Annotated in this window: 12 protein-coding genes; 4 read left to right on the plus strand and 8 right to left on the minus strand. The window is 60.7% G+C overall.

Annotation, left to right across the window (positions count from 1 at the left end; all coding sequences use genetic code 11):
* Window positions 1-79 precede the first annotated feature (79 nt).
* The 4 genes from BBSC_RS12600 to trxB all read left to right on the plus strand — a co-directional run bounded on the left by BBSC_RS12600 (window position 80) and on the right by trxB (window position 8,467).
* Window positions 80-781 carry an NUDIX hydrolase gene (locus tag BBSC_RS12600; RefSeq protein WP_033518370.1) on the plus strand — a complete coding sequence of 234 codons (702 nt, stop codon included), beginning with the start codon at window positions 80-82 and terminating at the stop codon, window positions 779-781.
* A 116-nt stretch (window positions 782-897) separates the two neighbouring features.
* The gene (locus BBSC_RS12605) at window positions 898-3,117 is read left to right on the plus strand and encodes a DUF6049 family protein (protein ID WP_306558649.1); all 2,220 of its coding nucleotides are present in this window, start codon (window positions 898-900) and stop codon (window positions 3,115-3,117) included.
* Complete coding sequence (locus BBSC_RS14315) at window positions 3,114-7,085, plus strand: murein biosynthesis integral membrane protein MurJ (protein WP_033518372.1); 3,972 nt, start codon at window positions 3,114-3,116, stop codon at window positions 7,083-7,085. Before BBSC_RS12605 ends, BBSC_RS14315 begins: the two co-directional genes overlap by 4 nt.
* 449 nt (window positions 7,086-7,534) lie before the next feature.
* Window positions 7,535-8,467, plus strand: coding sequence for a thioredoxin-disulfide reductase (trxB, locus tag BBSC_RS12615; RefSeq protein ID WP_033518374.1), 933 nt, complete (start codon window positions 7,535-7,537; stop codon window positions 8,465-8,467).
* Window positions 8,468-8,992: 525 nt separating this feature from the next.
* Here trxB and BBSC_RS12620 read toward each other — a convergent pair.
* The 8 genes from BBSC_RS12620 to rpmH form a co-directional block, all read right to left on the minus strand.
* On the minus strand, window positions 8,993-10,357 hold the full coding sequence (locus BBSC_RS12620; protein ID WP_033518376.1) for a ParB/RepB/Spo0J family partition protein: 1,365 nt from the start codon (window positions 10,355-10,357) through the stop codon (window positions 8,993-8,995).
* 1 nt (window position 10,358) lies between these two features.
* Window positions 10,359-11,312: a ParA family protein gene (locus BBSC_RS12625; protein WP_033518420.1), complete on the minus strand. Its 954-nt coding sequence runs from the start codon at window positions 11,310-11,312 to the stop codon at window positions 10,359-10,361.
* A 262-nt stretch (window positions 11,313-11,574) separates the two neighbouring features.
* Window positions 11,575-12,276, minus strand: a complete 702-nt coding sequence (rsmG, locus tag BBSC_RS12630) for a 16S rRNA (guanine(527)-N(7))-methyltransferase RsmG (RefSeq protein WP_033518377.1) — start codon at window positions 12,274-12,276, stop codon at window positions 11,575-11,577.
* A 62-nt stretch (window positions 12,277-12,338) separates the two neighbouring features.
* On the minus strand, window positions 12,339-12,872 hold the full coding sequence (locus BBSC_RS12635; RefSeq protein ID WP_033518379.1) for a Jag family protein: 534 nt from the start codon (window positions 12,870-12,872) through the stop codon (window positions 12,339-12,341).
* Between the two features lie 97 nt (window positions 12,873-12,969).
* Complete coding sequence (gene yidC / locus BBSC_RS12640; protein ID WP_033518380.1) at window positions 12,970-13,977, minus strand: membrane protein insertase YidC; 1,008 nt, start codon at window positions 13,975-13,977, stop codon at window positions 12,970-12,972.
* A 3-nt stretch (window positions 13,978-13,980) separates the two neighbouring features.
* A complete protein-coding gene (gene yidD / locus BBSC_RS13525) occupies window positions 13,981-14,283 on the minus strand; it encodes a membrane protein insertion efficiency factor YidD (protein WP_049184848.1) in 303 nt (100 codons plus the stop codon).
* 14 nt (window positions 14,284-14,297) lie between these two features.
* Window positions 14,298-14,669, minus strand: a complete 372-nt coding sequence (gene rnpA, locus BBSC_RS13530) for a ribonuclease P protein component (RefSeq protein ID WP_081893083.1) — start codon at window positions 14,667-14,669, stop codon at window positions 14,298-14,300.
* Window positions 14,670-14,692: 23 nt separating this feature from the next.
* Window positions 14,693-14,827: a 50S ribosomal protein L34 gene (gene rpmH, locus BBSC_RS12645; protein ID WP_033518382.1), complete on the minus strand. Its 135-nt coding sequence runs from the start codon at window positions 14,825-14,827 to the stop codon at window positions 14,693-14,695.
* Window positions 14,828-15,138 lie beyond the last annotated feature (311 nt).

Here is a 15,138-nt window from a genome sequence, read left to right on the forward strand (position 1 = left end):
CTTTCAAGGCCAAGAAGTTTTCTATCGATATCAGCATACCGTTACCCCACCTGCACAAGATTTGAGTAAGGTGGGAATCATGATTACGCCAGCGGACCTCGCGCGCATGCTCGCCCATGCGCCGAATCGTCATGCCTTGGATCCGCTGGCGCCGGACGAACTGCTCTACACTTCCGAGTCCGTGACGCGCGTGCGCATCTCCGACACGCCGATGCCGTCCATCGATTCGCCGGACGACGCCGACGACCTGCAGCCACCCGTTCCCGGCACCCCCACGCCGGCGATCATGCCGCAACGGCGCTCTTCGGACGGACCGACCACGTTCGCCTCGCTGGACGCCCAGGAACTTCCCGTGGTGCGCGAGTACTCCGCGGGAGGTTTGGTCTTCGACGAGCGGGGCCGGGTCGCGATCATCGCGCGGCACTCGCGCAGCGGCCATCTGGAATGGTGCCTGCCCAAGGGGCACATCGAAAAAGGGGAAACCCCGCAGCAGACCGCCGTGCGCGAGGTGCACGAGGAGACCGGCATTCTGGGCGAGGTCGTCGACTCGATCGCCACCATCGACTACTGGTTCACCGGCACCAGCCAGCGCGTGCACAAGCTCGTGCACCATTTCGCGCTGCGCCAGATCGGCGGCGAACTGACCGTCGAAGGCGACCCGGATCATGAGGCCGAAGACGCGATCTGGGTGAATTTCGACGATTTGGACGGCGTGCTCAGCTATCCTAATGAACGCAAGATCGCATGGCTTTATGCAAGGAAACTGAATAGGCAGGCATAACGTTGACTCCCCCTCCAGCCCCAGATCCGCATCGTCGGCATGCGGCCTCGGCCACTGTGATCGGCACGCTGCACCGCGCGACAGGCGCCCTGCTGGCGCTGCTGATGACCGTGGCGATGTGCATGGCGACCGTCCGGCCCGCCCTGGCGGACGACAATGCCGGCGACGGCGGCGCGTCTGACGGCGTCACGATCGCCATGACCGCGGCGACCCCCGTGGTCACCGCGTCGTCCGGCTACCACTTCAAGGCGACGATCACCAACCACGCCGACAGCGCGGTCGCCGCCGGTACGCTGACCCTGTCGACCAACGTCTTCCACATCTTCGTGTCGCGCACCGATATGCAGGATTGGGCCCAAGGGCAGGCGAACATCCCGGTGCCCAACCAGCTGGGAACCGCCACGGTGCCGGCGCTGCAGCCCGGGGCCAGCGCCAACGTATCGATAGACGTCGCCGCCGATCAGGACGCGCTCAAATCGATCGTCACCTGGGGCCCCAAGCCGCTGCTGATCGATTACGCGTCCAACGGCGGGGCGAACGGCGGCAACGATGGCCCAAGCGGCACCGACGGCACCGGAACGCACGAGCAGTCGCACACCTTCCTCACCCGGTCCAACGACGGACTGGCGGGGGCGAACACGCCGGCCATGAGCCTTACCGTCGCCATGCCGCTGACCAGCGACAAGTGGCAGATCGACGACACCGCCATGAATGCGCTGCTCGACAACAAACTCGATAGCAAGGAGGGATCGGCCGCCGATATCGTGTCCCTGGGGGAAAGCGCGCAGCTCAAGGAGGCACAGGAACAGCTCATCGCCAAGCACGGCGATTTGCAGGTGATCGCCGACCCCCTGGCGCTGGATGCGCTGGACAGCGACGTTCCCGTCAGCGGCATCATGCAGCCGGCCGATTTCGACATCACCACATACGCGGCGACCGACAACGCCTCCGCCTACACGGCGACGGGCGTCACCGCCCAGGATTGGAACGCCGACGCCTCGCAGCGTCTCTATCGCAGCGCCGTGGGCGACGACAACGCGCAGCCGGCCGTCTACGCATGGCAGGGCAACGGCACCTGGACGATGCAATCCCTGACCGAGGCGCGCCGGCAGGGATATACCACCGTGATCGCCGACCATGAATTCGACGAAAGCGACAACTCGACCGTGCACACGGGCAATCTGGTCGTATCCACCGATGCCGGCGACATCACCGTGCTGGCGCAGCAGAAGGAACTGGCGCAGCTTGCGCAGGGCACGCCGACCAGCGACACCGCCGACAGCGAGAACAGCGATGCCGGCCGCCTCTCGAGATTCATCGCGCAGAGCGCCTTCTACCAGATGGAACAGCCGTACACCGCGCGCAACCTGCTGGTCTGCCTGTCCGCCGACAACACCACCGCCAACGACGCCCTGATGAATGCGCTGGAGCAGGCGCCGTGGCTGGAGCTCACCAGCCTGGACACGCTGCAACAGGCCGACGCCTACGCCACCGGCGACGACGCGCAGCAGCTCGTCCACGACAAGGACGCGCTCGACGACGGCGAAAACGCCAGTCTGAACCAGACCCTGTCGGCGCTGTCCGGCGCCCGTGGCGATATCTCCCGATTCTCGGAGAACGTGATGGCCGCGGATCAGGGCGCGTCCGCGCAGGCCAAGACCGGCGACGCGGCCGAAGGCACCGGCAACGGCACCGGTAACGGGGACGGTTCAGGGAGCACGGGCGGCACCGATACGAACGCCGGCGCCGCGTCGGGCGATGCCGCCGGATCGGGCGCCGCCAACGGCTCCGAAGCCGCGCAGGCCAAAGCGTGGATCGCGTCCCTGCTCGACGTGCAGCACACCATCGCGCTGCACGCGCTCGGCAACGACGCGCAGGTCAGCAGCCGCATGACCAACGGGGCGACCACCCTGGCCTCGCGGCTGATGGGGTCGGTCACCATCACCCGGATCGAGTCGATCACCGTGGTGAGCGAAACAGCCAAAATGCCCGTGACCATCAGTAATGCCAGCCCGTTCCCGGTCCATGTGCGGGTGTCCTCGATCACCGATTCGATGGAAATCGTCACATCGCGCTTCACCGACGTGGAAGTGCCTCCCCGCAGCGAGGCACAGGTCACGTTCACGATCCGCGTGTCTACGTCAGGCTCCACCAACGCCACCGTCACACTGCAGGATCGCGGGGGCATACCGTTCGGAGCCCCCCAGATCACGGCCATCACCAGCGTGCTGCAGATCAGCGACATGAGCGGATTCGTGATCATCGGATCCGCCGTCGTGCTGGGGCTGCTCGGCTTGTGGCGCCAGTTCCATCGTAAGAAGGATCCGGACGAATGAGTTCATCGGTAGGACGCAATTCACTGATCATGGCCGCCGGCACGGCCGCGTCCCGCGTGACCGGGCAGGTGCGCACCATCCTGCTTGCGGCCGCGTTGGGCACCACCGGCATCGCGGCGAACGCCTATCAGGCCGGCGCGATGATCCCGCAGGCCGTCTTCGCCCTCGTTTCCGGAGGCATCTTCAACGCGGTGCTGGTGCCGCAGATCGTGCGCACGCTCAAGGAGAAGGACGCCGAGGAACGGCTGAACAAGCTCATCTCGCTCGCCATCGCGCTGCTGCTGGCGATCACCGCGCTGATGACGGTCGCCACCCCGTTGCTGACCCGGCTGTACGTCGGGCAGGACACCGGCCCCGAGATGCAGGCGCTGACCAACGCGTTCACCCTGTGGTGCATGCCGCAGATCTTTTTTTACGGCCTGTATACGGTACTCGGCCAGATTCTGGCCGCGAAGAACCACTTCGGCATGTATGCGTGGAGTTCCGTCGGCGCGAACGTCATCAGCTGCGCCGGCTTCACCGCGTTCATCCTGCTCTTCGGCAAGGCGAACGAGCAGCCGCTGGAGTTCTGGACGCCCGCCAGAATCACGCTGATAGCCGGCTCCTGGACGCTTGGCGTGGCGTTCCAGGCACTTATCCTGTTCCTGCCGCTGATGCGCTGTGGGCTGCGTTACCGGCCGAAATGGGGCATCTCCGGCATCGGCCTGCGCGCGATGGGTTCGGTCGCCGGCTGGAGCATCGGCATCGTCGTCGTCGACCAGCTGGCCAGCATCATCAGCACGCGCATCACGACCAGCGCCCCGGCGACCGCCGAGCGGCTGCTCGGCATCGCGCAGATCGACGTCGCCGGCAACGCGACCTACCAGAACGCCTTCACGCTGTATGTGCTGCCGTACTCGCTGATCGCCGTGTCGGTCGCCACCGCGATGTTCCCCCGCATCTCGCAGGCGATCGGCGATCGCGACATCGACGATGCCCGGGGGCTGTTCAGCCAATCGCTGCGCAATGTCGGCGTGCTCATGATCTTCTTCACGGTCGCGTTCATCGTGATGCCGGTGCCGGTCATCCTCGCGCTGCTGCCGTCGGTCAGCGTCAAGGAGGCGATCATGATCGCCGCCCCGCTGATGACGCAGGGCATAGGCCTGCCCCTGTCCAGCGCCTATCTGATCATCCAGCGCACGTTCTACGCCTTCGAGGACGGCAAGAACCCGTTCCTCTTCATGCTGCTGTTCAACATCCTGTATGTGGGCATCCTGCTCGGGTCCACGCATGTGCTGTCGCCGGTGTACTGGGTCACCATGCTGGGCATCTCCTCGACGATAGGCCACCTGCTGGCGTTCCCGTTCCTGGTCAAACCGCTGCGCGCGCGATTCGGCGGGCATTTGGACGGCAAGCGCATCACCATCGCCTATCTCAAGGCGGTGGTGGCCGGCGTCGCCGCCGTGGTGTGCGGCCTGGCGCTGCAGCATCCGGTGTATCGTCTGGTCGGCGCGCAAATCGGCCGAGACGACGGATCGATGAATTGGTTCCAGGCGGTGGCCGTCTGCGTGATCCTCACGGTGGTGTCAGTCGCGGTCTATGCCGCGGTGCTGTGGCTGATGCGGTCGGATGAGCTGGTCAGCGCGACGCGCATGGTCGCGGCTCGGCTGGGGATGGGCAGGGCCGGTGCAAAGACCGGAGCCGTGGCCGACGGCGATGCGGCGGATCACGGTGCCGCGCACGACGCCGCACAGGGTACCGACACCGCTTCCGCGGTCGGTCGGCCGGCCGCCGATCCGGCCGACCGACCCCGCCTGTCCGGCGACGCTCAACCCCCTGTTCCGGCGGTGTCCGCGAATGCGGCCAGCCCGCTTGCCTCGACCACACCGACGGCTAGAATGGCACAGCAACCGCAGTCATCGGAACATACGCATTACGGAGTCGGAAAAAGCATGAAGCCTCAGCTGGGAGATACCATCGCCAACCGCTATACGCTGGTGGCACTGTTGCGCGACGAGACCGGCTTGGAGGCGTGGAAGGCAAGCGACCGAGTGCTCACCCGAGACTGCCAGCTGTTCCTGATCACCGACAGGCGGGTGCTGGACCAGGTGACGGCGATCGCCTCGGCGCTGGCGCTTATCAAGAACCGCCAGTTCACCCAGGTGCTGCAGATGCAGCGGCACGGCGACGCGGCGCTCATCATCACCCAGCTTGACGCCGGCCTGTCCCTGACCCATTATCTGAAGAGCTCCACGGGCCGCATTCTCAGCTTCAATGCGATGCGCTCGATCATGGGCGAGACCACGCAGGCCGTGCGCACCCTGCTGTCGCAGGGCTTGACGCATCAGGCGATCGGCACCGACACCGTGCGCGTCAGCGTGGAAGGCGTGCAGCTGGCTGATACTCCGCTCAGCTCGATGCTGCAGGACGTGTCAGGCAGCGCGAGCCAGAATCTTCCGGCGGAAGTGACGGCGGTGCGCCAACTGGCCGCGCTGCTGTACGCGATGCTCACCCGCACGCCTTCAAGCCCGGACGCCCGATTCGATCTGTCCCGTATCGGCGCCGACGTTCCCGGCGAGTTCAAGCTGATCTGCAAGCGCGGGCTTGGATTGCCCGGCAACGGCACCGATCTGCCGATGTCGTCTCTGGCGGAGTTGGACGCATTGCTGGGCGACTGGACGCCGCTCGGCCGGCTGCTCGACCGGGATATCGCCCTGCCCGGGATCAGCGGCGACGCCTCCATCAGCAGCGTCACGCTGCTGCCTCGCGATGGCGCCGACCTGGCCGATATCCCCGGCGATATCATCAATTCGAACCCGATGCCGGCCCTGACGCTGAATATGCCGAAGTACTCCACGGCGTTGGATTCCGATGACGTGGTCGATGTGACCCCGATGACCGGCGATCTGTTCTCCGCGTTTGACGGCCAGACGGGAACCCCCAATAAATCAACACTTTCTCTCGATGTGTCTAGTATTCGTCATCCGTCCGAGGAATCGGAAGCCGCTCCCGAGACGGTCGCGATCCAGCCGCCGCAGCCGGTGGTTCCGATCGATCCGTCAATGGAGGAGACGCAGATCATTCCCCCGATCGGCAGCGAGCCCATCCCCCACGGTGGAGACGCGCCTACGGACGATGCATACGAACCAGATCAGCAGTCGAAGTTCACGCTGAACATCCCGGCCGACGAAACCGTCGCCGATCAGAAGCTCTTCGGCGGGCTGCCCACCAAGATCATCTCCGTGATCGTCGGCGTGATCGTATTGATCGTGGCCGGCACGCTGGCGGTGAATTCGCTGATAGACGATACGCAGGGCAACATCGGCGGCAGTGGCGCTTCCTCCGATCCGTTCTCCGACGAGAATCTGGATGCCGTGCCATTCGGCAAATCCACCAACGGATCGCAGTCCGACAACACCGATTCGGCCGACTCTGCAGATAAGAAGGATGGCAACGGCACGGACCAGTCGAAGGATTCGGCCGACACCGCCAACAAGGACGCCAATAAGAACCAGTCCTCGGACAACGCGAATGACTCCAAGAAGCAGTCGTCCGACAGCAACAAGTCCGATAGCAACAAGAAGGACGATTCGTCCAAGCAGACCGTGGAGACGAAGGACAAGAACGTGCAGAGCGTGCCGGCACCGCGGTACGAGAACAACACGCCGCTGTCCATCGCCAGCCAGCAGTTCGTGACCGACCCGGGCGGGCAGCGCGGATACGCCTATCATCTGCACCTCAATGAGGCGCATGATACGTACCGCCTCGTCGTGCACATCACCACATCCGGCGGCAAGGGATACATCTACGCGAACACGACCGGCGATCCCAACCAGGGCGATCAGGTCGGGGAATTCACCTTCGCCGAGGGCGGCACCACCGAGGTCAAGTTCACGAAGGTGACCAAGACGCAGGATATCGTCATGTGGGTTCCGGCCGACAGCATGCCGAACAACCAGCTCTACATCCAAAAGGTCGAACTGTTCTAGTATCCCACGCCGTGAGTTCGTTTCCTATGTCTGGCTCCCCTCGCTGAAGCTGAGCCGTGAAGCAAACAGCGGAGCTGTTTGTAGGCGAAGGCGAACGACAGTGAGCAGATAGGACCGCGGCCGTAAGGCCGTCCTTGATTGCGGATGAGCTGGCCGCGAAGCGGACTGAGGGAAGCATTACCACGAGTGCCTGAATTAAGCTAATTCGCATGGTCTCCCCTCAGTCGGCTACGCCGACAGCTCCCCTCAGCGAGGGGAGCCATAGTCGTGAGCCGCTTCACGGGCAACTTGTCCTGCAATCGAGGACGACCTTTGGTCGCAGCCTGTCAGTCCGATCGTCAGCTTGCCTTCGTCTACAAACAACTCCGTCTCCTCACGGAGGAACTGCCCCCTGCGTCGTTCGGTATTCGCACGCAGCGCAATAGCGTGCTCTTGGTACAGTTGGACGCATGAGTAACGATATACATGATGCCGTCATTATCGGCTCCGGCCCGGCCGGGTACACTGCCGCCATCTATCTGGGACGCGCCGGCTACCATCCCACGGTTATCGCCGGTGCCTTGACGCCAGGCGGACAGCTGGTCAACACCACGGAAGTGGAGAATTTCCCCGGATTCCCGGATGGCGTGATGGGCCCGGATCTGATGGATGCCATGCAGCAGCAGGCCGAAAAGTTCGGTGCCGAGCTGATCTACGACGATGTGGCATCCGTCGACTTCTCCAAGCCGGTCAAGACGCTGACGCTGGATGGCGGCGACGTTCTGTCGGCGCGTGCGGTGATCATCACCACGGGTTCCAGTTACCGCAAGCTTGGCGTCCCCGGCGAAGAGCAGTACTCCGGACGCGGCGTCTCCTACTGCGCGACATGCGATGGCTTCTTCTTCCGGGATAAGCCGATCGTCGTGGTCGGCGGCGGCGATAGCGCATTCGAAGAGGCACAATTCCTGTCTCGTTTTGGTTCTTCGGTGACACTGGTACACCGGCGTGATACATTCCGCGCTTCAAAGATCATGGTGGATCGGGCCAAGGAGAACGAAAAGATCCGTATCATCACCAACGCGGTCGTGGAATCTGTCAACGGTGACGATACCGGTGCGACTTCGGTGACGCTTCGCGATGTTGTTTCACATGAAACATCCGTGTTGGAAGCCAGCGGCATTTTCGTCGCCATCGGTCACACGCCGTCTACGTCGTTCCTGGGTGACGCCGTGGCTCTCGACGATGACGGATACATCGTCGTGGACGGCGCATCCACACGCACGTCCGTGAACGGAGTGTTCGCTGCCGGAGATGTGGTGGATCGTACCTATCGCCAGGCCATCAGCGCAGCCGGCATGGGATGCCGCGCGGCCCTGGACGCCCAATCGTATCTGGTAGGCTGATTCGCTTCTCTCGCTGCAGTGGATCGAACGGTCCACTGTGTTTTTTGCTGTGTCCGGTTATACACCCCTCCACTGATAGGGGTATAACCGGACATTTTGCATTAATAGCCGTGCTTCATTGGCGCTATTACACCGAAACCAATGAACTAGCCGCAAAGCGGTTACCACCACCTGTGCTCCCCTCAGTCGGCTGCGCCGACAGCTCCCCTCATGGAGGGGAGCCAACATCCCCGACGAATAGCCTATCTATTCATATTACGTTTTTGAGGCTCCCCTCTCTGAGGCTGAGCCGTTAAGCAAACGCCGGAGGCGTTTGTAGGCGAAGGCGAACGACAGCGAGCAGATAAGACTGCGGCCGCAAGGCCGTCCTTGATCGCGGATGAGCTGTCGGCGCAGCCGACTGAGAGGAGAATATGCGGATCAGCTTGATATCGGGCGATTTGCGGTATGCTCCCCTCAGGCCGCTGCGCGGCCAGCTCCCCTCTATGAAGCTGATCCCCCATCACCTATTGGTAATGAGGCGGGTTACTTCCATTCGCCTTCGGGAGCGGGAGCGGTGGTTGTGCTGTGCATGAGCAGTGACAGGATGCGATCCATGTCCTCGGGGGAGGAAAAGACGATTTCGATGCGACCGTGCTTTTGCGATCCCTTGATCGTCACTTTCGTATCGAAGCGGTTTTCCAGATTCTGCTGGATCGGCGAATTGGCCCACGGATTGTTCCTGTTGGCGCGGGCATTTCTGGGCTGCTCCCCCTGTGCGATCTTCATCGACACGATCTCTTCGGTGGATCGCACCGACAGTCCTTCGGCGATGATGCGCGCGGCCAGCTTGTCCATCTCCGACTCATCCGTCAAAGCGAGCAGCGCACGCGCGTGCCCCGCCGACAAAATACCTGCAGCAACCTTCTTCTGCACCACGGCAGGAAGATTCAGCAGACGCAAAGTGTTGGCGATCTGCGGCCGTGATTTGGACACCGACTTGGACAACTCCGCCTGCGTCAGACCAAACTCGTCGATCATCTGCTGATATGCGGCGGCTTCTTCCAGCGGATTCAACGCCACACGATGCAGGTTTTCCAGCAACGCATCACGCAGCATGTCATCGTCGGCGGTGGTCTTCACGATCGCGGGAATCGTGCTCAATCCCGCCAACTGCGACGCACGCCAACGCCGTTCACCCATAATCAATTCATACGGGGTGTTGCTGCTCGCATCCTTGCCGGCATCATGCGCGGACGCTTCACCACTGGTCGGTGCGGCGCCAACGGATTTCACCGGACGCTTGCGCACCACGATAGGCTGCAGCACACCGACTTCGGTGATGGACGCCGCCAACTCGTTCAGCTCATCCTCGTCGAAGATGGTACGAGGCTGATGCTCGTTGGGGCCGATATCCGAAATATTGAGCTCATCGAGGTATCCGCCCAATACCGGCTTCAACTTCGGTTTTTCCTCGGTCTTTGTTTCATGTGAAACACTGCCATGCGCTTTGCCGGAACGCGGTGCGCTATCCAAAGACGTAGCGCTGACGTTCCCCGAAAGATTCTCGGTCAGATCGCCAAAGAACAAGTCGCTGGGATGCGCGATATCATCCAAGGCCGGCATGGACGCACGCTTGCCCTTGGCTTTGCCGGACCCAGCATGCGTATTCTGATGCCCCTGACGCTCGGCCGTCTCGGCCTTGGCTCCGCTGGCCGGGGATCCATCGCGCACGACATCGGCAGCGGGCTGCTGCTGGGTCTTCTTGGACTGGGTCTCCCCCGCCGGCGTATTGCCGGTAACGGGTCGGGCGGCAACGACCGATGGCTTGGTTGTCTTCGCCGACTGCTCCCCAGGCAGATCGGGGAACAACGCTCCAAGGCCTTTGCCAAGACGTGACTTCGTTGCCATATCAGTGTTCTCCTCGTTTATTAGCGATTGCTTCCAGTACTTGCTTGGATCGCCGCGCTATTTCCAAAGCGGCTTCTCGATATGCAGTGGCTCCCATGCCTCGCCGATCATAGGCGATCACACTCTGGCCAAAACTTGGCGCCTCGGAGATCTTTACCGTACGTGGGATGGTGGTATCCAGCACAATGGAGGGATAATGCTGCTTGACCTCGTCAAAGACCTCCCGGCTGAGCAGGGTGCGTTTGTCGAACATGGTGACGAGCATGGTCGACACCAGCAGCGACGAATTAAAGTGCTCCTGCACCAACCCTATGGTGTGCAGCAGCTGGCCCAATCCTTCCAAGGCGTAATACTCGGCCTGGATCGGGATAAGCATCTCCTCCGCCGCGCACATGGCATTGATCACCAGCAATCCAAGGCTGGGAGGGCAGTCGATGAAGATGTACTCGTAATGGTCATCGGTCGCCGACAAAAAAGCGTGCACGGCGTCATGCAACAGATCATTGCGATTGGGGGCATCGGCAACTTCCAGCTCGGCGCCGCTGAGATCAATCGAAGCGGGCACCACGTCAAGAGTGGTGAAGTCCGGGCACTGCTGCCGGATCTCATCGATCGAGGAACGGCCTTCCAGAACGTCATACACTGACGGGATACCGCTGCCATGCTGGATTCCCAATGCGGTCGATGCGTTGCCCTGAGGGTCCATGTCAATGACCATCACGCGCGCTCCCCCGAGCGCCAGCGCAGCCGCAATGTTGACCGTGGTGGTGGTCTTGCCGACGCCACCTTTCTGATTGGCTACGGCGATGATACGAGTCCGATCCGGCTTGGGGAACACCGCCGCTTCAATCGCGGCGAATCGACTCGATTCATGGGCGATTTCCATACCCAATGAGGAATCAGAGCCCGAAAAAATACGATTGATCGTATCTTCCACTGATTCAGCGCCAGACATCGAGCCCACAGCATTCGTATTCGTCGTGGTCACAGCCCCTCCTTACACAAGACAATATGATCAAGTTTTACCAGCTGCATGGACATGCTCAAGTTGTCCACATGGATGTGGATAACTGTGGATAAAAGTTGTAGACAAGTCTGCATCCGTTCAACAAACAACGCCAGAAATCGCTGAATTCCAAGGAAAACCGCGATATCACGGCAATCAGTGCAGAAATGTGGATAACTTTGTGCATGACCTAAAAATGTGGATAAGTCAGTCAGCGTCGGTCGATAAGCACAACATGCGTGGGTTCCAAGTCAGGACCGACGGGAGCCTCGACCACACGAGGTCTGAGGCCACCAGCCTTAGCGATGATCTTGCTGGCTTTATCGATTTCCGCCTGCGCAGACCGTCCCTTCAATGCAACGAATCGACCTTGGGACTTCAACAACGGTAGCGTCAATCCGGTCAATTTGGTCATCGGAGCCACGGCTCGACACGTCACCACAGCAAAAGAATGCATGCCGGAATCACGACGACGAATTTGGGCAATGGCTTCTTCCGCGCGGGCACGCAGTACGGAAACATTGGTCAATCCCATTTCCGCCACGCATTCATTGAGCCACTCCACGCGCCTCTCCATAGGCTCGATCAGAGTGAACTGATGATCGGGAAGACAGGCTGCGGCAACAAGGCCGGGAAAGCCGCCACCGGAGCCAATATCGGCAACGGTCTTGTACCGTTCCCGGTGGGTCGCTTCCCGGATAAAAGGGACCACCGCAGCGGAGTTGAGAATATGCCGTTCCCAGATGATACCCACATCTCGCGGACCGATGATGCCTCGCGGCTCGCCTTCACGCATAAGTTTCATGTGAAACATTTCCAAGGCAGGCAGAGCCGGCCCGAGCACCTGGCGAAGAATCGGCGACCCGTCGAGCGAGTCGACTGTGGTCGATGTTTCATGTGAAACATCGACCACCTTGACTACCGATGACAGCGAGTCATCCGAATGTGTTTCATGTGAAACATGTTCGGACACGATCAGCCCTCGACTTCATCGACATCGTCGGCCGCCTCATCGGAGCTGGCCTTCATATATACCGTCACATAGCGATGCGGTTCTTCGCCGTGGGAACGAGACTTCATACCCTCCTCGCGCACCACATCGTGGATGACCTTGCGCTCGAAGGAATTCATCGGCTTGAGATCGACCGGCTCGCCGCTCTCCTTGACCTCGTCGATGGCGTCGAGCGCGATGTCATGCAGCCGCTGACGCTTGCGCTTCAGGAACCCGTCGACATCGACGATCAGATGCGAGCGTTCGCCGGTTTTCTGCTGCACGGCCAAGCGGGTGAGCTGCTGAAGCGCGTCGACCACTTCCCCATTGCGCCCGATCAGATGCTTGATATCGGTGTCGTCATCCGCAACAATCTGAACCATGGGCCGGCCGTTGCGCACACCCATCTCGATATCGCCTTCGTAATCGGCAATGTCGAGCAAGCCTTCCAGATAGTCGGCAGCGATATCAGCTTCCTCGTTGAGCTGATCGATTGTCTTATCTTCATCCTGCGCCATATGTCCATTACTCCTTATCCAGCGAGGTTCTGTCCCAAGTGTAAATCAGGAACCCGCAAAAATTATGAATTTTGCGGGTTCCTGAGATAATCAATGGTTATTTCTTTTTGCGGTTCTTCCGCTGCGGCTGCACACGCTGATAGCCCTGATTCAGCTTGCGTTCCGCTTCCTCCTTGGCCTTGGCCAACGCCTCTTCTTCGAGGGACATCTGGCCGGCCTTTGCGCGGCGCTCGTTCTCGCGCTTGTGATCACGGACTCTCTTGGCCTCGGCGGCCGGCGTGCCCGGGGTCGGGAAGGCATAGACCTGCCACATCGAACGCAGTAAGTTGCACACATTGTTGGTGAGCCAGTACACCAGCACGGCGAACGGCATGACCCCGCCGGAGAAGACGTACATGATCGGGAAGATCCACAGCATGGCCTTCTGCATCATGGCGTTCTGCCCGGTCATGGTCTCGGGGGCCACGTTCTTCTTCATGTTGTTGTACTGCATGAGCCACATGCAGCCGCACATGAGCACGACGAAGATGCCGATGACGATCTTGCCCTGCGTGCCGGAATTATTGAAGGTGTCGGTCACGTTCACGCCGAACACGGTGGTCTTGGAGAATTGCTGTGCCGTGGCCACATCGAACGCACCGAGCGCGGCTCGCTTGCCCTTGGCGATATAGGGAATCGCGGACAGCGTGTAGAACATGCACATGAACACAGGGCCCTGGATGAGCATCGGCAGGCACGAGCCGGCAGGATTGGCGTCGTTGTCCTGGTACAGCTTCATCATCTCGCGCTGCTGCGCTTCTTTGCTGGCCTGATCGGTTTTGCCCTTGTACTTGTTCTGGATGTGCTGCATCTTGGGCTGCAATGCCTGCATCTTGCGCATCGACTTCATCTGCTTGACGTAGATCGGCAGAATACATGCATGCACCACAAGCACCAGGAAGATGATCGACAGAACCCACGAGAAGCCGATGGGCGACATGCCGAGCATGGTCAGGAACTTGTGGAACAGCGCCATGATCTGGGTCATCAGCCATTCGACCGGCGTGAGGATCTTATACAGCCATCCCCAGAAGCCGCTGTCCAGTAGGAATTGATCGGTGTTCATCGCTTAGGCCATCTCCTTATGTTCGCCATATTCGGCATCGGCCAGTGGTGTCAGTCGAGGCTCTTCATGCGCCTTCGACCAGGAAAATCGGTAAAACACGGAATAGCGCTGCGGAACATCGTCAATGCCGCCACGGCTCCAAGGTCGGCAGCGCAACAGGCGCAGTGCGGCAAGCACACCGCCACGGAACGCGCCATATCGTTGCAACGCTTCAATTGCATAATGCGAGCAAGTGGGATAGTACCGGCAACACGCTGGTCGGTTGGCGGAAATCACCCGCTGATACCAACGGATGGCACGAATCATCCCACCGGCGACACTCATCGTCGATCACGCTTAGCGGCTTTACGGCTGACGGCATCGAACAGTGAAGCCATCTGCCCATCCAATGATCGGAAGTCCGCACGAGCGGCACTGGGCTTGGCCCGCAACACGATATCGCACCGCTCGGGAAGCCGAGATTCATATTGGCGCGCCAATACGCGAAACCTGCGTTTCATGGTATTGCGCGTCACCGCATTACCCACCGCTTTGGAAACAGCCAGACCAAGCCGTCGCCCATCTATCGCCGCATCGCCCAAAATCGAGGAATCGTCGCGCACCAGATAGTGCACGACGATATCCTTATCGCTGACTTTGCGACGGCATTTGAGCACGGTGACAAAGTCACGATGGCTCTTCAGCCGTTCCACGTCGGTTACGCCGCTGATATGGTTCAGGCGGACAGGGACTTGCGGCCCTTGGCGCGACGACGGTTGATGACGGCGCGGCCGGAACGAGTGCGCAGGCGCAGGCGGAAGCCGTGCTTCATGTGACGGCGGCGGTTATTCGGCTGGAATGTCCTCTTCATAATTAATGCTCCCGGTTTTTAGCCATGCGAACGCACGGCTCCTCATGAGTCAAGCTATACCAAAGTACTCTCACCCCTGCCCACAAGTCAAAACGCCGAGCGGGTTTTCACATCTCGGTCGTGTCGGGAGCTTTCGGCGTGTCGCGTGAAACGTTGGAAAATCAGGCAAGAGCGGTCAAAAGTTATCCACAAATTACATGGATGTTATTCACAATCCAGTAATTTCAACACGCAAGCCTGTGGATAACTTCTAGGTTTCGGAGTAAAAATTGACTGTTGTTATTTTAATCGTCTGAGTCAAGGAGGGCCGC

It is taken from the genome of Bifidobacterium scardovii JCM 12489 = DSM 13734 (assembly GCF_001042635.1).
Classification (GTDB): Bacteria; Actinomycetota; Actinomycetes; order Actinomycetales; family Bifidobacteriaceae; genus Bifidobacterium; species Bifidobacterium scardovii.

Bases quoted from the DNA above. Each gene is read 5' to 3' on its own strand.
- BBSC_RS12600 (WP_033518370.1), top strand. From the start codon at position 80: ATGATTACGCCAGCGGACCTCGCGCGCATGCTCGCCCATGCGCCGAAT.
- BBSC_RS12605 (WP_306558649.1), top strand. From the start codon at position 898: ATGTGCATGGCGACCGTCCGGCCCGCCCTGGCGGACGACAATGCCGGC.
- BBSC_RS14315 (WP_033518372.1), top strand. From the start codon at position 3,114: ATGAGTTCATCGGTAGGACGCAATTCACTGATCATGGCCGCCGGCACG.
- trxB (WP_033518374.1), top strand. From the start codon at position 7,535: ATGAGTAACGATATACATGATGCCGTCATTATCGGCTCCGGCCCGGCC.
- BBSC_RS12620 (WP_033518376.1), bottom strand. From the start codon at position 10,357: ATGGCAACGAAGTCACGTCTTGGCAAAGGCCTTGGAGCGTTGTTCCCC.
- BBSC_RS12625 (WP_033518420.1), bottom strand. From the start codon at position 11,312: ATGTCTGGCGCTGAATCAGTGGAAGATACGATCAATCGTATTTTTTCG.
- BBSC_RS12635 (WP_033518379.1), bottom strand. From the start codon at position 12,872: ATGGCGCAGGATGAAGATAAGACAATCGATCAGCTCAACGAGGAAGCT.
- yidC (WP_033518380.1), bottom strand. From the start codon at position 13,977: ATGAACACCGATCAATTCCTACTGGACAGCGGCTTCTGGGGATGGCTG.
- yidD (WP_049184848.1), bottom strand. From the start codon at position 14,283: ATGATTCGTGCCATCCGTTGGTATCAGCGGGTGATTTCCGCCAACCGA.
- rpmH (WP_033518382.1), bottom strand. From the start codon at position 14,827: ATGAAGAGGACATTCCAGCCGAATAACCGCCGCCGTCACATGAAGCAC.